The organism is Plantactinospora endophytica (assembly GCF_016862915.1).
GTDB classification, from domain to species: domain Bacteria; phylum Actinomycetota; class Actinomycetes; order Mycobacteriales; family Micromonosporaceae; genus Plantactinospora; species Plantactinospora endophytica.
Genome location: NZ_BONW01000035.1, coordinates 18,923 through 36,594 on the forward strand (window position 1 = coordinate 18,923; position 17,672 = coordinate 36,594).

Here is a 17,672-nt window from a genome sequence, read left to right on the forward strand (position 1 = left end):
GTGGTACAAACAGCTCGTACCACTATCTGTACCCGCCGATGAACAGGCAGTTACTTCCACAGGCAGCGTTACCCGAGAAGCCCGGGTTGGCGGCTTTCATCGACCGCCGTACCCCCTCTTTCGTCACTCAGTGTCGGCGGCGCGTCGCGCCGATCCGACCCCGTCGATGCGACTCGACCAACGGTCGGCGGACCTCGCCGGCCGGGCGTCGCGACTCGGCCACCGGCTGCCGGGTCTCCCCCGCCGGCCGTTGCTCCGTCGATCGTTGCTCCGTCGGCGGACCGGCGTCGTCGCCGTGCAGCCGGTGCGCCTCCGTCGCCAGCCGGTGCGCCTCCTCGGTGAGCCGGTGCGCCTCCTCGGGCCGCCGCTCGGACCCACCCGGGAAGTGCACCCGCAACATCTGGTCGATCAGCTCCCGCAGCTCGTCGATCGCGTCCACCACGGACTGCCGCTCCGGCGCACCGGACGTCGGGCCGGCGTCGGCCGGGTCCGGGTCCGGGTCGTCGACCCCTGCGCGCGGCCCGCGCCGCCCGTCCGCGGCGATCTGTTCAACCGCCACCCGGGGCCAGAGCGCGGTGAGCAGCCCGCCGGTGCCGAGTACGTCGTCGCAGCGCACGGCCAGTTCCTGACTGCCGTACCGGCGACCCGCCTCCACTGCCGCCACCGTCTCCCGGCTGAACCGCACCCGGTCGGCGAGGGCGCGCTGGGTCAGGCCCTTGCGGGTACGCCAGCGGCGCAGTTCACGCTGGAACTGCCGGGTGGCCATCGAGTCTGCGGTACCTGACGACGCAGCGTCCATTTGCTCACCTTCGTTGGTCAGCGATCGATCCCCAACCACCAGATCATGAGACGCGCGGAACAGATCATGACCCGGCATTTGCCGGGGCCAATTCTTACCCTCAGACGGACGGGTGTGAAGACGTACGCGCCATCTATCGTTGACGGCAAGTGAAAAACCTCGCACGCTGATCCACTTGACGGTACGAAAATGATCTACGAAGGAAGGGCACGCCACTGGTTGCCCGGATTCATCCCTTCCGCCGTGACCGGCGAATGGCGACACTCCGCAATCACCGACCGTCGGCCGGGCCCTCCGAGCCGCATCGACGTGACGACGCTGATCGATCCCTTGTGGACCATTGACGGACCGTGAGCCGGGGCGGCCGGGGCGCCGCCGGTCGACGCCCTGCCCGGTGGCCCGGTACGTCGACTCGGCCGCCCCCGAGCCGCGCCGGCCCGGATATCACCGGCGGATGCGGGATCCGCTATGCGGCGCGTACAGTAAGCGCGTCCGGGGGATCTTCCTGCCGTTCCCTCGGTGCACCGGCGATATCGACGACCGCAGGCAGCACCTGGTGCGCCCGGAACGCGACATTGGGCTTGTAGGCGCTTACGTGCCCCGGCGCCAGACGCAACCCGGGAATTGCCTCCGCGAGCCGGACGAGCGCGATCCGCGCCTCGAGGCGGGCGAGTGCCGCACCGATGCAGAAATGCGGACCGTAACCAAAGGACAGATGATCCTTCACGTCCTCCCGGTCCGGATCGAACCGATCCGGACCGGTGAACGTCGCCGGGTCACGGTTCGCGGCGCCGATGAGGAGCAGGCACCGTTGCCCGGCGGGGATGGTGACGCCGCCGATCTTGACCGGCCGCAGGGTGACCCGCAGCCAGCCGTCGATGGCGGGGCCGAACCGGAGCGCCTCCTCCAGGAACGCCGGCACACTGGTCGGGTCCTCGGCGATGCGTTCCCACCGGCCGGGTACGGACAGTGCCTGCTCCAGGCCGTGGGCGAGAAGTCCGGCGGTGGTCTCGTGGCCGGCGACGAGGAGGTTGAACGCCATCGAGGCGACCTCGTCGACGGTGAGGATCTCGTCGTCGCCGTCGCGGTAGCGCAGGGCCCGGGAGATGAAGTCGTCACCGTTCAGGTCGCCGTCGGCGCGCCGGGCGACGAGGTCCTGGCAGTAGTGCCAGAAGTCGAGCAGTCCCTGGGCGAGGCGGACCTGTTCGGCCGGGTCGGGTTGGCCCCAGACGAGGGCGATCTGGCCGTCGGCCCAGCGGCGGATCCGCGCGGTGTCCCGGTCCGGCACACCGAGGATGTCGAGTACGACCAGCAGCGGCAGCAGGGCGGTGAACTCCGGGATCAGGTCGACCACCTCGCCCCGGCGGGCGGCGATGGCGTCGACGAGGTCGTCGACCCGGCGCCGCACGATCGGCCCGTACTGGGCGGCGACCCGGGGGCCGGTGTTGGCGAAGGTGGCCCGCAGCGCCCGCCTGGTGCGGGTGTGCACCGGGGAGTCGGCGGCGGCCGTCGTCGGCGGCACGTCCAGGCGCATCACGATGGCGAGCGCCTCGGGAGACATCTCGTAGACCGGCGCCAGCGTCAGCGCGTTGCCGAAACTGTCCGCGTCCGCGAACGCCTGCCGGACGTGCTCGTGCCGACTGATCAGCCACATGCCCAGGTCCTCGGCGTGGTGCACCTGCTCGGGACGGTCCAGGAGATCCCGCCACACGGCGGCGGGGTCGGTCAGATAGGTACCGGCGAACGGGCTGAGTTCCATGGCCGCCTCCTGGCCCACGCTTGGCGCGCTGTCGTCCGGCCGCGGTGGCAATAGTTCACCCACCGGAATCAGTGCCCCCGCAACTTCCAACGACATCTGGAAATCTCACGATGCGCTGCGGCAGACGGTAAGTCAAGATATTCGCTTGTGCCATTGTATTGACGCGCGGCAGCAGCGGACCAGAGCAGCCCGGGTGCCAGGTGGCAACTTGCAGCATGCAGCTTGCCACCTGGTCACGGCGCCGGTCGGAGGGCTACCATCGGTCACCGTGCACCGGATCCGGTGCACGGTGTGCGGCACTGCCGGGGCCCTCGGCCTGCCCGCCCGGCGCAGCTCTCCCGAAGGACCGGATAATTGAGGCGAAACTGTCCCTATTGAACGATGACTAGGGTTGATCGTCGCCAATACTAAACAGCTCCGGAGTACCATGGCCGACGCCCTCCGGAAACGTGTGGGTTCCATTGTGGTCACCAACGCGCCACGCGGGCCGTCGACCGGCGCCACGACGAGGGCGTTCTCCGACCGGGGCTGCGGGACCGGCGACGACGGCGGGGCGCGACGTTCCTGTGAGGGCCGGCGATCGGGGGCCGTTCCGGGTCGGCGCCGGAGCGTGTGAGGATGATCCGCATGCGGGCGGTGGTGTTCGAGGAGTTCGGCGGCGAGCCTGAGCTGCGTACCGTGCCCGATCCGGTACCCGGGCCGGCGGGCGTGGTGGTCGAGGTCGGGGCGACCGGGCTGTGCCGCAGCGACTGGCACGGCTGGCAGGGGCACGATCCGGACATCCGGCTGCCACACGTGCCGGGGCACGAGTTCGCCGGGGTGGTGGCCGCGGTCGGCCCGGAGGTCCGGGGCTGGCGGGTCGGCGACCGGGTCACCGCCCCCTTCGTCTGCGCCTGCGGCACCTGCCCGGCCTGTCTCACCGGAAACCAGCAGGTCTGCGAGCGGCAGACCCAGCCCGGTTTCACCCACTGGGGCTCCTACGCGGACCTGGTCGCGGTCGAGCACGCGGACGTGAACCTGGTCCGGCTGCCCGACGAGCTGAGTTTCGCCGGGGCCGCCGCGCTGGGCTGCCGGTTCGCCACCGCGTTCCGGGCGGTGGTCGCGCAGGGTCGGGTGGCCGCCGGTGAGTGGGTGGCGGTGCACGGCTGCGGCGGGGTGGGACTCTCCGCGGTGATGATCGCGGTGGCCTGCGGCGCCCGGGTGGTGGCGGTCGACGTCAGCCCGGCCGCGCTGGACCTGGCCCGCCGGTTCGGTGCCGCCGTCTGCCTGGACGCCGGGACGCTGACCGGTCCCGGAGCGCTGGCCGATCCCGGAGCGGTGGCCGCCGCGATCCGCGAGCTGACCGGCGGCGGCGCGCACCTGTCGCTCGACGCGCTGGGCAGCGCGCCGACGTGTGCCGGGTCGATCGAGAGCCTGCGGCGGCGAGGCCGGCACGTGCAGGTCGGGTTGCTGCCCGCCGCGAACGGTCACCCGGCGGTGCCGATGGACCGGGTCATCGGGTACGAGTTGGAGCTGCGCGGCAGCCACGGGATGGCCGCGCACGCGTACCCGGAGATGCTGGCGCTGGTCGGCGCCGGGGTGCTCCGACCGGCCGAGCTGGTCACCCAGACGATCGGGCTGGCCGAGGCGCCGACGGCGCTGGCCGGTCTGGACCGGCCCCCGGTCGGCGGCATCCGGCTGATCGAGCCGGGCCTGGACTGAGCAGACCGGGCCGGAACTGACCGCACCGAGCCGGAACTGATCGAACCAGGTCAGGACGGAGGTGGCCGCAGGCAGACCCGGTGCAGGCCCATGACTCCGGTGACGGTGGTGACCGGCGGCGGTGGGCCGCGCCGGACGCTGCCGGCGGGATCGGCATCGGGGTTCGTCAAGGCCCGTTCCGGATGCTTTCATTGGTGCCATGGCGAACCCGGTGATCTTGACGGTCGACGACGACCCCGCGGTGTCCCGCGCGGTGGCCCGGGACGTCCGGCGGCGTTACGGCGACCGGTACCGGGTGGTCCGGGCCTCCTCCGGCGACGAGGCGCTGGCCGCGCTCCGGGAGATCAAACTTCGCGGCGACCAGGTCGCGGTGCTGCTCGCCGACTACCGGATGCCGGGGATGAACGGCATCGAGTTCCTCGAAGCGGCGATGGACCTCTTCCCGACGGCCCGCCGGGTGCTGCTCACCGCCTACGCCGACACCAACGCGGCGATCGACGCGATCAACGTCGTCGACCTCGACCACTACCTGCTCAAGCCCTGGCATCCGCCGGAGGAGAAGCTCTATCCGGTGCTGGACGGCCTGCTCGAAGCCTGGGCGGCGACCCCGGAGGCCGCACCGGACGAGGTACGGGTGGTCGGGCACCGGTGGTCCGCGCCGTCGTTCGAGATCCGCGACTTCCTCGCCCGCAACCTGGTGCCGTACCGCTGGCTGCTCGCGGACGAGCCGGAGGGCGGGCGGCTGCTGACCGCCGCCGGAGCCGGGCCGGAGGACGTGCCGGTGGTGATCACCCCGGACGGCACCGCACTGGTCAAGCCGACCGAGGTCGAGCTGGCGGCCCGGGTCGGGCTCTCCACCACCCCGGCCGCCGACTTCTACGACCTGGTGGTGGTCGGCGCCGGCCCGGCCGGTCTCGGCGCGGCCGTCTACGGCGCCTCCGAAGGGCTGCGCACGGTACTCGTCGAACGCCAGGCGACCGGCGGCCAGGCGGGACAGAGCAGCCGGATCGAGAACTACCTCGGCTTCCCGGACGGCGTCTCCGGGGCACAGCTCGCCGACCGGGCCCGTCGACAGGCGCTGAAGTTCGGCGCCGAACTGCTGACCACCCGGGACGTGGTCGGGCTGGAGGCGGCCGGCGCCACCCGGCTGCTCCGGTTCAGCGACGGCACCTCCATCGCCGCACACACCGTGGTACTCGCCACCGGGGTCGCGTACCGGCAGCTCACCGCGCCCGGCCTGGCGGACCTGAGCGGTCGGGGCGTCTTCTACGGCTCGGCGTCGACCGAGGCACCCAACTGTGCCGGACAGGACGTCTACATCGTCGGCGGGGCGAACTCGGCCGGCCAGGCGGCGGTCTACTTCGCCCGGCACGCCCGCCGGGTGCACCTGCTGGTACGCGGCCCAGACCTGCAACGGTCGATGTCGCACTACCTGATCGAGCAGATCGAACGGATCGACAACATCGAGGTGCACCCGCACTCGGAGGTCGTCGGCGGGGAGGGCACCGACCACCTGGAGCAGCTCACCATCTGCGACAACCGGGTCGGGCAGCAGCGCACCGTGAAGGCGTCCTGGCTGTTCGTCTTCATCGGCGCGGAGCCGCGTACGGAGTGGCTGGCCGACGTGGTGGCCCGGGACGCCCGGGGCTACGTGCTGACCGGGCTGGACCTGAGCAGCGACGGGCGGCGCCCGACCGGCTGGGCGCTGCCCCGCGACCCGTACCCGCTGGAGTCGAGTTTGCCCGGGGTCTTCGCGGCCGGCGACGTCCGGGCCGACTCGATCAAACGGGTCGCCTCGGCGGTCGGCGAGGGCGCGATGGTGGTCTCGCTGGCTCACCAGTACCTGGCGGCACAGTGAGGACTTTCCGGGGACGCGGCGGGGTTCTCCGGGCTGGGAGACGGTCCACGAGCGGGGATACGGTGGCGGGATGACCGGGTCGGACGAGCGGCTGGCGATCGAGGAGCTGCGTACGCTGTTCCTCTTCGAGTCGCTGGACGCGCAGAAGCTGGACTACATCCACGAGCACGGTCGGATACAACGGCTGCCGGCCGGTGCCGACGTCTACGTCGAGGGCGCCGAGGCGAACTGCTTCTTCGTCCTGCTCCACGGCACCGTCTCGCTGACCCGGCTGGTCCAGGGCGACCGGGTGGAGATCATCCGTACCGAGCAGCGCGGCGCGTACGCCGGGGCGACCCAGCCGTACCTGAACGAGCAGCGGGTGCAGACGTACCCGAACGGGATGCGGACGATCTCCGACGCCACCTTCTTCGTCCTGCCGGCCGAGGTGATCAGCACCGCCATGCGCCAGTGGTTCCCGATGGCGATGCACCTGCTGGACGGCCTCTTCCTCGGCATGCGGACCACCCAGACCGTGGTCGGCGAGCGGGAGCGGCTGCTGGCCCTCGGCTCGCTCTCGGCCGGGCTGACCCACGAGCTGAACAATCCGGCCGCCGCCGCCGTCCGGGCCACCTCGGTGCTGCGGGACCGGGTCGCCGGAATGCGGCACAAGCTGGCCATGATCGCCGACGGCCGGCTGGACGGGGCCCGACTGCAACGGCTGGTCGAACTCCAGGAGGCGGCGGTCAAGAAGGCCGCCTCGGCGCCCGCCCTCTCCCCGCTGGAGACCAGCGACGCGGAGGACGCCCTCGCCGACTGGCTGGACGAGCACGACGTCACCGCAGGCTGGGACCTCGCCCCGACACTGACCGCCGGTGGCATCGACGTGGACTGGCTGGAACAGGTCAGCACGGCGGTCCGCCAGGACGACCTGGAGCCGGCCGTCCGGTGGCTGACCTACACCGTCGAGACCGAGCTGCTGCTCGGCGAGATCGACGACGCGCTGAGCCGGATCACCGGGCTGGTCGGTGCGGCGAAGCAGTACTCGCAACTGGACCGGGCACCGCACCGGACGGTCGACGTGCACGACCTGCTCGACGCCACGCTGGCGATGTTCAACACCAAGATCAAGCCTGGCGTACGGGTGGTCCGCGAGTACGACCGCAGCCTGCCGGCGATCCCGGTCTACGCCGCCGAACTCAACCAGGTCTGGACCAACCTGGTCGACAACGCGCTCTACGCGATCGGCGAGGAGGGCACGTTGACGGTACGCACCGCGCGGGACGCCGACTCGCTGGTGGTGGAGGTCGTCGACACCGGACCGGGCATTCCGGCCGACGTCCGGTCCCGGATCTTCGAGCCGTTCTTCACCACGAAGCCGATCGGCGACGGCACCGGGCTGGGACTGGACATCTCGTACCGGATCGTGGTCAACAAGCACCACGGGGACATCCGGGTCGAGTCCGAGCCGGGGCGTACCAGTTTCCGGGTCTGCCTGCCGATCGCCGGACCGGAGCCCGAGCCCGGCGCGGTCGACACCGCCGCCCTGTCCTGAGCCGCCGCTGTCCTCTCTCCTGAGCCGCCGCCCGGGCCTGAGCCGCCGTCGCCTGCTGTGCAGCCCGGTCCTGAGCGGTCGGGTCGCGCTGGGCTGTGCGGCGACGGTGAGCCGTCGTCCGATGGCGCCGGGCGCGGGTCGGTCAGCTTGTCGAGCGGAGTCGGCGGTGGCCGGAGCCGTCGGCCCGCATCGCCGCGACGAGGTCCTCGCGGGCCCGGGCCACCCGGGACCGGATGGTGCCGACCGGGCAGTCGCAGACCTCGGCCGCCTCGGCGTAGCTCAGCCCGGCCACCTGAGTCGCGACGAACGCCTCGCGGCGGTCCGGCGGCAGGTCCGCCAGCAGCCGGTCCAACTCCACCGCGCCCTCGAAGCCGGCGCTCCCCCGGGCCAACTCGGCGTCGGCGACGAGCTGCCAGTCCGGCAGCGACGCGACCCGGGGACGGCGCATGGCCGTCCGGACGTGGTCCACGCAGGCCCGCCGGGCGATCGCGAGCAGCCAGGTCTTCGCCGAGGAGCGGGCCGCGAACCGGGGCAACGCGCGCATCGCCCGCAGGTAGGTCTCCTGGGCGAGATCCTCCGCCTCGCCGGCACCGACCAGGTGCGAGACGAAGCGGTGCACGTCGTGCTGGGTCGCCCGGATGAAGGCCGCCGCCGCCGTGCGGTCGCCGGCCTTGGCGGCCAGCGCCAACCTGGTGATCTCGTCGTTCTCGACGCCGGGGGGAGGCATGCCCCAAAGTTACCCGTACCAGCCCCGACCTCGAATACCCCCGGTGGGCATCTGATCGCCTTCCGGGTCGATCAAGGGGCCGCCGGGGGGCGTCCGAACCGACTTCGCGTCAGAATGCTTACCCCCGAGGGAACCGCCGGCGGTCCGGGGCCGACTATGAACGTGTGGGGTGCGAACAGTATCGGGAAGCGCTGTCGGCTCGACTGGACGGCGAGGAGCATCCGGCCGAGCGCGCGGGGGTGGACCGCCACCTCGCCGGCTGCGCGGACTGCCGGGGCTGGCTGGAGAGCGCGACGGCACTGAACAGGCTGGCCCGGACCAGTGTCGTACCGCCGCCGATGGAGATCGACGACGAACTCCTCGCGGTCGCTCCCGGGCCGGGCCGGGCCCGGCTGGCCGGTACGCTGCGGATCGCGCTCGGTGTGGTGGGCGTCGCCCAGTTCCTGCTCGGCGCGGCCCAGATCGCCGGGATCGGTTCGACCAACCATCCGCACGGCCTCGAGGTCGTACTCGGTGGCGGGCCCGACCACCTGTGGCACGAGTCCGCCGCCTGGAACGTCGCGCTCGGGGCCGGCTTCGCCTGGATCGCCCTGCGCCGTACCCGGCCGTTGGGCCTGCTGCCCACGCTTACCGCGTTCGTCGCCGTGCTGACCCTGCTCTCGGTCAACGACGCGATCGCCGGCCGGGTCGACCCGAACCGGATCCTCAGCCACGGGTTGATCCTCGCCGGCTACGTGATCATTATCGGGCTGTCCCGGCCGACGTTCGAGTCGGGCGACCCGCCGACCCGGCACGGTGAGCGGAGTGGGCCGGGCTGGCGGGTCAGGTTCGAGGAGGAGCCGGCGCCCGCGCCGCCACGGCTGCGACTGGTCCGCGCCCGGCCGAACACCGCCCAGGCCCGCACGGACCGCCGCGCGGCCTGAACCGGCGGACCGTCCGGTCCGGCAGCGGTACCCACAGATCCTCCGCCGGGCTACCGGCGACCGCTCTGCCGCGTTACTACTGCTCGCCCGCGCTGCTACTGCCCCGCCGGGCGTTTCCGGGAGGAGCCGGCCGGAGCGCGCACCGGTTCCTGGCCTACCGGCGACCGCCGTGTGCCGGGTTCGGGGTGTGCGGGAGCTTGCCGAGTTGCCGCCAGTCGGACTCGGCGACCTGGATGTCGTAGTGCTTCGCCGCCGCCAGGATGTTCGCGAACGCCTGGTCCCGTTCGGCGTCGCTGACGTCGTGCGTCTGGTCGAACCGGGCGATGGCGTTGCGGACGTGCGACGCGTCGGTGAGCGGCTCCTTGCGCTTGCCCGGGAAGGCGAACGCGGTGTCCGGCAGTTCCCGGGACTGCTTGCTGCTGATCACGCCGTGCTGGTCGACAGGCTTCCAGGTGATCTTCATCGTCTCCTCCTCGCCGTTCGTTGCGCCACGACGGCCCGCGCTCCGGCGAGGTCCGCCGCAGGTCACTCCGCCGGTCGGGTCCTCCCCCGCGTTCTCCTGACCCGGCTTTCTCCTACCCGCCTTCTCCTACCCGGGCGGCCGGCCGGTAACCCGCGCACCGGCGGCTGCCGACAACGGAGTTGGGCTGACAGATTTTGCAATCTGTCAGCCGTCAGTCCATACTTGCCGAAGTACGCGCGGCGGGGCGGGTGACCAGCCAGCCTGGAGTCGCCCGTGCCAGCACCTCGCGGAACCAATCGACCTGAACTGGGATTTCAGCCAGTTCGACCACGACAACAGGAACCGAGAAACCAGGCACCGAGAACCCGGGGAACCGGGCGATCGACAACCGGGAACCGGTCCGACGGGGCTACCACGGCGAATCGAACAGGAGCAGAACATGGAGAACCGGACACTCGGCAGCAACGGCCCCACCGTCTCGGCCCTCGGCCTCGGCACCATGGGCATGTCCGACCTCTACGGCGCGACCGACGAGACGGAGAGCGTCGCGACCATCCACGCGGCCCTGGACGCCGGGGTCACGCTGCTGGACACCGGCGACTTCTACGGGGCCGGGCACAACGAGATGCTGCTCGGCCGGGCGCTGCGGGACCGGCGGCGTGACCAGGTCACGATCAGCGTCAAGTTCGGCGCGCTGCGCGACCCGGAGGGCGGCTGGCACGGCAACGACGGCCGTCCCGAGGCGGTACGGAACTTCCTCGCCTACACCCTGCAACGCCTCGGCACCGACTACGTCGACGTGTACCGGCTGGCCCGGCTCGACCCGTCGGTGCCGGTCGAGGAGACCGTGGGTGCCATCGCCGAGCAGGTGACGGCGGGCCGGGTACGGTACGTCGGACTGTCCGAGGTCGGCGCGGAGACGCTGCGGCGGGCGCAGGCCGTACACCCGATCAGCGATCTCCAGATCGAGTACTCGCTGCTGTCCCGGACCGTCGAGGCGGCCGTCCTGCCCACCTGCCGGGAGTTGGGCATCGGTGTGACGGCGTACGGGGTGCTGTCCCGGGGGCTGCTCAGCGGGCACTGGACCGCCGACCGTCAGCTCTCGCCCGGTGACTTCCGGTCGTTCAGCCCCCGGTTCATGGCGGACAACCTGGAGGCGAACCTGCTGCTGGTGGACGCGCTGCGGGAGGTCGCGCAGGCGCGCGGCGCCACCGTCGCCCAGGTCGCCATCGCCTGGGTACTCAGCCGGGGTACCGACATCGTGCCGCTGGTCGGGGCCCGGCGCCGGGACCGGCTGGCCGAGTCGCTCGGCGCGCTGGAACTGACCCTCGACGCCGACGACCTGGCCGCGATCGAGCGGGCCGTACCGGTCGGCTCCGCCGCCGGTGCCCGGTACGCGGCCCCCGCGATGGAGCACCTGGACAGCGAACGGTGAAATGGTGCCCATGGCCGACACGACGCTGACTCCGGAACGGATCCTCGAAGCGGCGGAGGAGGTCCTCCGCCGCTTCGGTCCGGGCAAGGCGACCGTGGTGGACGTCGCCCGGGTGCTGGGCGTCAGCCACGGCAGCGTCTACCGGCACTTCGCCAGCAAGACCGCACTGCGCGAGGCGGTCGCCGACCGCTGGCTGGACCGGGTGCACGCGGACCTGCCGGCGGTGACGGCCGGTACGGCGCCCGCAGCGGAGCGGCTGCGGTCCTGGCTGCACACGCTGCACGGCACGAAACGCGCCACGGCGCTGGACGATCCGGAGCTGTTCGCCACCTACGTCGCGTTGGTCGCGGAGGCGAGTACGGTGATCGCCGCCTCGCTGGACGGGCTGGTCGCGCAGCTCGCCCGGATCATCGCCGACGGGGTGGAGTCCGGGGAGTTCGCCGTCGACGACGTGCCGCGCAGCGCCCGGGCGGTCTTCTACGCCACCGTCCGGTTCCACGATCCGACCCACAGCGCCCAGTGGGCCGACCCGGACATCGAGCAGCAACTCGACGCCGTCTGCGACCTCCTGCTCGACGGCCTCCGTCCACGTTGAGCGCTCCGCACCAGCCCTGCCCGACGGCCTGCATCAACGTTGAGCGCTCCCGGACCGGCCCTGCCCGACGGTCTGCGCCGACGTTGAGCACCTCCGCACCGGCCCCGCTCGACGGCCTGCGTCCACGTTGAACGCCGTCGGACCGGTCCTCGGCGGCGCGTGCCGCCGGTAGCAGCGTCGTGAGCAGGTGGTCGGCGGGCGTGAAGGATGCATTGACATTATTAGTTAACTTTCCTAATGTTTCAGCAACTCAGCGACATCGATCCCGATCCCGCTTCGCCCGGTGCCGGCGCCGGAACTCCGCTGCCGCCGCACCGGCGCTGCGGCGACCCCACCCCCACCCGACGGGATCGAGCCGCCGAGGCGCCTGCGACAGAAGGGAACCTCGATGTCACCCACCCTGAGCGCCGAGCGGGTCCGCCCGCCCGGACGCCGCCCCGGCGTCCGGTCCAGGTTGTTCACCGGAGCACTCGCGCTCGTCACCGCCGCGACCGGGACGGCCATCGCGCTCGCCCCGCTCACCCCCGCCCAGGCCGTCGTCCTGCCCAACAACTTCAAGAGCGTCGGCTACATGCCGAGCTGGGCCGGCGACGTCAACACCATCCAGTACAACAAGCTGACCCACATCAACTACGCGTTCGTACTGCCGAACGCGAACGGCACCCTGCGGGCCGTGGAGAACCCGAGCAAGCTCTCCGCGCTGGTGTCCCGGGCGCACGGCAGCAACGTCAAGGTGTCGATCGCGATCGGCGGCTGGAACAACGGCGACGACTCGGCCTTCGAGGCGCTGGCCGGCAACGCCACCAGCCGGACGACGTTCGTGAACAGCGTGATCAGCTTCGTGACGCAGTACAACCTGGACGGCGTCGACATGGACTGGGAGTACCCGGACCCGGGCACCTCGGCCAACAACTTCACCGCGCTGATGCAGCAGCTCAGCGGTCAGCTCCGCAGCCGGGGCAAGCTGCTCACCGCCGCCGTCGTCTCCGAGGGCGGTACGGTCAACGGCGTACAGCCGGCGGTCTTCGGCTACGTCGACTGGCTGAACATCATGGCGTACGACGGCGGCAGCCCGCACGCCAACTACGACTGGTCGATCAACGCGATGAACGGCTGGAAGTCGCGCGGCCTGCCGGCCAGCAAGGCGGTGCTCGGCGTACCCTTCTACAGCCGCCCCGGCTACTACACCTACTCGGCACTGGTCGCGATGGACCCGGCCAACGCCAACCGGGACTGCACCACGGCCGGCGGAGCCCAGCAGTGCTACAACGGCATCCCGACGGTGAAGCGCAAGACCCAGTGGGCGATGGCCAACGCGGGCGGGATGATGAACTGGGAATTGTCCCAGGACACCAACAACGCCACCTCGCTGGTCAGCGCCATCTACGACACGGTGATGGGCGGCGGCACTCCCCCGCCGACCGGCGGCCGGACCGGCCAGATCACCGGCATCGGCGGTAAGTGCGTCGACGTCGCGGCGGCCTCCACCGCGAACGGCGCGGCGATCCAGCTCTACGCCTGCAACGGCAGCACCGCCCAGCGGTGGACGGTCGGCACCGACGGCACCCTCCGGGCGCTGGGCAAGTGCGCCGACATCACCGCCGCGGCGACCACCAACGGCGCCAAGGTGCAGCTCTACGACTGCAACGGTACCGGCGCGCAGGTCTGGCAGGCGCAGGGCAACGGCACCCTGCGCAACCCGACCTCGAACAAGTGCCTGGACGCCACCGGCAACAGCTCGGCCGACGGCACCCGGCTGCAGATCTGGGACTGCTTCGGTGGCGCCAACCAGGTCTGGCGACTGCCAGCCTGATCCCGGCACCACGTCCGGCCCGGCCGCCACAAGCGGCCGGGCCGGACCGCGTTCAACCCGCTCCGGGTACGGCCACGTCCGATGCCCCCGTACCGGCCGGGCCGGACCGGATTCAACCCGCTTCGGGTACGGCAACGTCCGGTGGCCCCGTACCCGCCGGGTTGGACGGCGGCACGCTGCCGTGGGCCTGCACCGGCCGCCACACGTTCACCGCCAGCCGCCCGGTGTTGCCGAGGTCGATCCCGCCGCGCGGCGCGACGAGGTGTACCGGTGCACCGGGCGTCGGCGCGATCTCCAGGTAGCTCGCGTCCGTGGCCGGTTCGGTCGACTCGGTGACGGTGTTGCGCCAGAGCACCCGGGCCCGCGCCACCTCGCCGGGTTGCAGGATCACCGGCCGGGGTGGCACGTCGTAGCCGTCCGGCGCGCTGACCGGCGCCGACCCGTTGCCGACCGTGACGTCCAGCGCCTGCCGCTGCTGGTCCAGCACCCGGACCACCGGATAGCCGTCCATCCGGTAGGGGACGGTGCCGCAGTTGCGCAGCTCGATGCCGAGCGCCCGCAACCCGAGGGCGGGCTCCACCTCACCGGCGGTGATCAGAAAACCGTCCGGACATCCGACCGTCGGCGCCGGATCGGCGGTGTGGGTCGGCTCCGGTACCGGCCGGACCGGGGTACCGCAGGCGGCGAGCAGCGCCACCGCGCCGAGCAGCGTACCGAGGGGGCGTGCTCGCCCGAGCCGGGACGACGGGGTGCCGGGCATGAACGAGTGCCTTTCCAGAGCCGGTCAGCCGAAGGTGTAGCTGGTCAAGTATTCCGGCAGGACGATCCGGCTCCTCGGGGACGCCTTCCGGATCGTGTCGACCATCGCCGCCAGGCGCGGCCGGTCGGCGGGCGCGACCGGTGGCGGGTTGCTCAGCGGGGTCTCGAAGTTGTCCCAGTGCACCGGCACCACGATCGCCGGATGGCCGAGCGCGTCGAGCAGCCGTGGCAGGTACTCGTGGGTCGCGGTGCTGGCGGCCATTGCGACCATCGCGATGTCGGGCCGCAGCCCGGTCACGTTGCGTTCCACGAAGTCGCTGGCGCCCATGAAGAACACCGCCGGCCCGTTCCGGACGGTTAGCTGGTAGGCGAGGGTGTCGCCCTCCGGCAGGTCGCCGACGGTGGCCGGCTTCGGCGGCCGACTCAGCCGCAGCCCCGGGATGCCGATCGAGTACGCCGCGTTCCGGCTGTGCAGCGAGGCGACCACCTCGACGGTGTAGTCGCCGAAGTCGAGCACCTCGCCGCCCTTGAACAGACCCAGTTGCCCGGACGGGATGCCGGCGGCCAATCCGAGCTGGTACGTCGTCATGGTGCCGAGCACCCGCGCTCCGGTCGTCGCCGCGATGTGCGGTACGTCGTTGAAGTGGTCCCAGTGCGAGTGGGTCACCAGTACCGTCTCGGGGCGTCCCACGTGCTGGTCGACGGTGGCGGTGTCGACGGTCAGCGGGGTGGCCAGGTCCATGGCACCCTCGAACAGCCCGGTCCGGTAACGGCTCAGGTACGGGTCGACAAGTACGGTCCGGGTGCCGATGTCGATCCGCCAGCCGGCCGTACCGAACCAGCGGAACGTCGCGGCGGCGCCGGCAGCGCTGCGCGACCTGTCCCGGGCGGCCGGGGCCGGGCGTCCCGCCGCACCGGCCGGCGCCGCCGGTCCGGCCAGCGTGCCGGCGGCGAGCCCGGTGGCGGCGGCGCCGACGGCGGCGCTCCGGAGCAGGTCCCGGCGGTCGAGTCGGGCCTCAGGCATGGAGTTCCCCCTCCGATCGGGCTCGACCGGAGCGCTGGCGCGGCCCTCGCAGGACGCCGGCAGCGCTCCGGCCGAGCGGTCGAGTGCGGAAACCCAATCACCGCCCGGCCGGCGCCGTCCAAGACCAGCCGACCGGTCCACCGATACGTGTTCCGATATCAGCGCTGGTCAGCGACTGTGGCAGGGCCGTCGCGGGTACCGGAAGTCGGCGACCGGACGAGCGACGGACGTCCTCCTCGCACGAGCGAGGTCGGTCCTCCTCGCACGAGCGAGGTCACTCCTCCTCCCAGCCGTACTTCGTGTAGCCGTCGTCGTTCCCCGTGCCCGGAAGCGAGGCGATCTCGCCGGTGCCGATCACGCTGCCGGAGGCGTCGAGCCCTTCCAGGACGATCTTGTCGGTGGACGGCACGACGAGCAGCGCCGCCCCGTCCGAGACCTGCGCCCGGACCAGTTCCCGACCGTCCTGGACCGCCCTGACGTGCTTCGCCCCGACCGGGCTGACCACCAGCAGCGTCGAATCGGACGGTTGGAGCGGGATAGCCAGCAGCGATCGCGGGTCCGCCAGATCGACAGTGGTGTCGAAGAAGACGGCCGGACTGCCCAACGCACCTCGCGGCGTGGGTTCGTCGTACTCGACGGTGAGGATGCCGGTCCAACCGCCGCCGAGTATCGGGGCGGCGGCCACGGCGGCGGCGCCGTCGTACTCCTTGCCAGGGGTGCCGGTGGTCCGACCGCCCCAGAACAGGGTCGGCAGTTCGCGCGCGTGCGTCCGGACCGAGCTGTCCGCCTCCCGGATGGCCGAGCGCGCGTGCTGGTCGTCCGGTGTGCCGCGCGCCCCGGCGATCGCCTGGTCGAGGTGTGCCTCGGTCAACTCGCCCCGCAACGCCGAACGCGGGCCGGGCACCCGCTCCCGGAGTACGCCGTCGCAGGTGATCTGCCACCACTCGTTCCGCAGCGTGTTCGGGGGGCGTACCAGGTAGGAGCCGGTCGGCTCCCGGGTCCAGACCGGCGACGGCCCGGTCAGCGCCGACCGGGGTGCGGTGGCGAAGTCGCACCCGTCGGGTGCGATGGAGACGACGTACAGACCGCTGGACGAGCGGGGCTCGCTGTAGAGCGTGAGCTGTTCGTGCGGCTGCAACCTCGGGCTGACGGCCTGCACGGCCTCCGGGTTGCCCAACACCTCCGGCGCGGCGCCTGCCTCGGCGACCAGCCACCTGCCGGCGTTGGCCGTGCCGGAGTCGGGATCCGGTTCCGCCATGACGAAGGCCACGAAGGCGACCCGGACCGGCCCGACGTCGTCGACGAAGAGCACCCGCACGTCGCGCATCGGCATCGTCAACTGCGCGAACCGGCCGGCCTCCTGTTCCGTCCGGATCTTCTGATGGAGCGCGGTCATGTAGGCCGAATCGCCGCCGACGGCACCCCGGGGCGGGGACTGCACCAGTCGGTCGACCCAGACCTGCGCCCGTCCCTCGGGCGTCGTCGGCTTCGGGGTGGCGACGACGCTGCCGTCGGGGGTACCCCGGTGGCCGGTGCCGGCGACGACGACGCCGGTGACCACGAGCACGGCGACCACGGCGAGACCCGCCGCGACCGCCCGCCGGCGCAGCATCCGCCGATGCCGGGCCAGCACCCGGGCGTACGGGTCGGGCACGGGCGTGAGCTGCTCGGTCATCTCGACCAACATCCGACCGACCTGGTCATCCCCGGTCATCCCTTCGCTCCCATCACGTCCACAGCCTGAGGCGTCTGGCCGAGCGCCTCCCGCAGCCGGGCCAGTCCCCTGGACGCGCGGCTCTTCACCGAACCGACCGAGCAGCCGAGCGTCCGGGCCACCTCCGCCTCCGGCAGGTCGGCGACGTACCGCAGCACGATCACCGTCCGGGTACGCCTCGACAGCCCGCGCATCGCCTCGCGCAACGCCTGGTGCTCCACCACCCGCTCCGCCACGTCCCGCTCGGCGACGTCCCGCCCCGGCCGGTCCGGCAGGATCGACGTGAGCACCTCGACGGCCCGGTACCGCCGCCAGACCGTGATGTGCTGGTTGACCATCGCCCGGCGCAGGTACGCCATCGGCTCGTCGATCCGCCGCCACCGTCGCATCGCCTTGACCAGCGCGGTCTGCACCAGGTCCTCCGCCTCCTGGGCCGATCCGGTCAGGTGGTACGCCACGCGTAACAGATCCATGTAGCGCGTCTCGACGAACTCTCGGAAGCCGTCGTCGTCGACTGTCATCTGCTCTCCGCTCCTGTCAGCTACTCCCATGACCCGGGGCGGGGCGG

General features: G+C 71.8%; 15 protein-coding genes. 7 read left to right on the forward strand and 8 right to left on the reverse strand.

Annotation, left to right across the window (positions count from 1 at the left end; genetic code table 11):
- Positions 1–127: 127 nt before the first annotated feature.
- Together Pen02_RS30760 and Pen02_RS30765 are read right to left on the reverse strand one after the other, a co-directional pair.
- Positions 128–799 (reverse strand): helix-turn-helix transcriptional regulator, encoded by a 672-nt coding sequence (locus Pen02_RS30760; protein ID WP_203869652.1) that lies wholly within the window; start codon positions 797–799, stop codon positions 128–130.
- Between the two features lie 466 nt (positions 800–1,265).
- Positions 1,266–2,558: a cytochrome P450 gene (locus tag Pen02_RS30765; RefSeq protein ID WP_203869653.1), complete on the reverse strand. Its 1,293-nt coding sequence runs from the start codon at positions 2,556–2,558 to the stop codon at positions 1,266–1,268.
- A 627-nt stretch (positions 2,559–3,185) separates the two neighbouring features.
- Here Pen02_RS30765 and Pen02_RS30770 point away from each other — a divergent pair.
- From Pen02_RS30770 to Pen02_RS42660, 3 genes are all read left to right on the forward strand, one after another.
- A complete protein-coding gene (locus Pen02_RS30770; RefSeq protein ID WP_203869654.1) occupies positions 3,186–4,259 on the forward strand; it encodes a zinc-dependent alcohol dehydrogenase family protein in 1,074 nt (357 codons plus the stop codon).
- Positions 4,260–4,458: 199 nt separating this feature from the next.
- Positions 4,459–6,117, forward strand: coding sequence for an NAD(P)/FAD-dependent oxidoreductase (locus tag Pen02_RS30775; protein WP_203869655.1), 1,659 nt, complete (start codon positions 4,459–4,461; stop codon positions 6,115–6,117).
- A 70-nt stretch (positions 6,118–6,187) separates the two neighbouring features.
- Positions 6,188–7,651, forward strand: coding sequence for an ATP-binding protein (locus Pen02_RS42660; protein ID WP_203869656.1), 1,464 nt, complete (start codon positions 6,188–6,190; stop codon positions 7,649–7,651).
- Between the two features lie 142 nt (positions 7,652–7,793).
- On the opposite strand, the gene Pen02_RS30785 is transcribed toward Pen02_RS42660, so the two are convergent.
- Positions 7,794–8,378 carry a sigma-70 family RNA polymerase sigma factor gene (locus Pen02_RS30785; RefSeq protein WP_203869657.1) on the reverse strand — a complete coding sequence of 195 codons (585 nt, stop codon included), beginning with the start codon at positions 8,376–8,378 and terminating at the stop codon, positions 7,794–7,796.
- Between the two features lie 164 nt (positions 8,379–8,542).
- On the opposite strand from Pen02_RS30785, the gene Pen02_RS30790 reads away from it, so the two are divergent.
- Positions 8,543–9,301 (forward strand): zf-HC2 domain-containing protein, encoded by a 759-nt coding sequence (locus Pen02_RS30790; RefSeq protein ID WP_203869658.1) that lies wholly within the window; start codon positions 8,543–8,545, stop codon positions 9,299–9,301.
- A 154-nt stretch (positions 9,302–9,455) separates the two neighbouring features.
- On the opposite strand, the gene Pen02_RS30795 is transcribed toward Pen02_RS30790, so the two are convergent.
- Positions 9,456–9,764: a DUF6582 domain-containing protein gene (locus Pen02_RS30795; RefSeq protein ID WP_203869659.1), complete on the reverse strand. Its 309-nt coding sequence runs from the start codon at positions 9,762–9,764 to the stop codon at positions 9,456–9,458.
- A gap of 439 nt (positions 9,765–10,203) precedes the next feature.
- Here Pen02_RS30795 and Pen02_RS30800 point away from each other — a divergent pair, with 439 nt between their 5' ends.
- From Pen02_RS30800 to Pen02_RS30810, 3 genes are all read left to right on the forward strand, one after another.
- Positions 10,204–11,199, forward strand: a complete 996-nt coding sequence (locus tag Pen02_RS30800; protein ID WP_203869660.1) for an aldo/keto reductase — start codon at positions 10,204–10,206, stop codon at positions 11,197–11,199.
- Positions 11,200–11,209: 10 nt separating this feature from the next.
- On the forward strand, positions 11,210–11,794 hold the full coding sequence (locus tag Pen02_RS30805; protein WP_203869661.1) for a TetR/AcrR family transcriptional regulator: 585 nt from the start codon (positions 11,210–11,212) through the stop codon (positions 11,792–11,794).
- 388 nt (positions 11,795–12,182) lie between these two features.
- A complete protein-coding gene (locus tag Pen02_RS30810) occupies positions 12,183–13,607 on the forward strand; it encodes a glycosyl hydrolase family 18 protein (RefSeq protein ID WP_203869662.1) in 1,425 nt (474 codons plus the stop codon).
- Between the two features lie 112 nt (positions 13,608–13,719).
- Here the strand turns inward: Pen02_RS30810 and Pen02_RS30815 are convergent, their stop codons facing one another.
- The 4 genes from Pen02_RS30815 to Pen02_RS30830 all read right to left on the reverse strand — a co-directional run bounded on the left by Pen02_RS30815 (position 13,720) and on the right by Pen02_RS30830 (position 17,625).
- Positions 13,720–14,367 (reverse strand): DUF4232 domain-containing protein, encoded by a 648-nt coding sequence (locus tag Pen02_RS30815; RefSeq protein WP_203869663.1) that lies wholly within the window; start codon positions 14,365–14,367, stop codon positions 13,720–13,722.
- Positions 14,368–14,391: 24 nt separating this feature from the next.
- Positions 14,392–15,390, reverse strand: a complete 999-nt coding sequence (locus Pen02_RS30820) for an MBL fold metallo-hydrolase (protein ID WP_203869664.1) — start codon at positions 15,388–15,390, stop codon at positions 14,392–14,394.
- Between the two features lie 274 nt (positions 15,391–15,664).
- A complete protein-coding gene (locus Pen02_RS30825) occupies positions 15,665–17,104 on the reverse strand; it encodes a hypothetical protein (protein ID WP_203869665.1) in 1,440 nt (479 codons plus the stop codon).
- Entirely contained in the window at positions 17,101–17,625 is a 525-nt protein-coding gene (locus Pen02_RS30830; RefSeq protein WP_203869666.1) for a SigE family RNA polymerase sigma factor, read from the reverse strand. The genes Pen02_RS30825 and Pen02_RS30830 overlap by 4 nt, the downstream gene beginning before the upstream one ends.
- Positions 17,626–17,672: the final 47 nt, after the last annotated feature.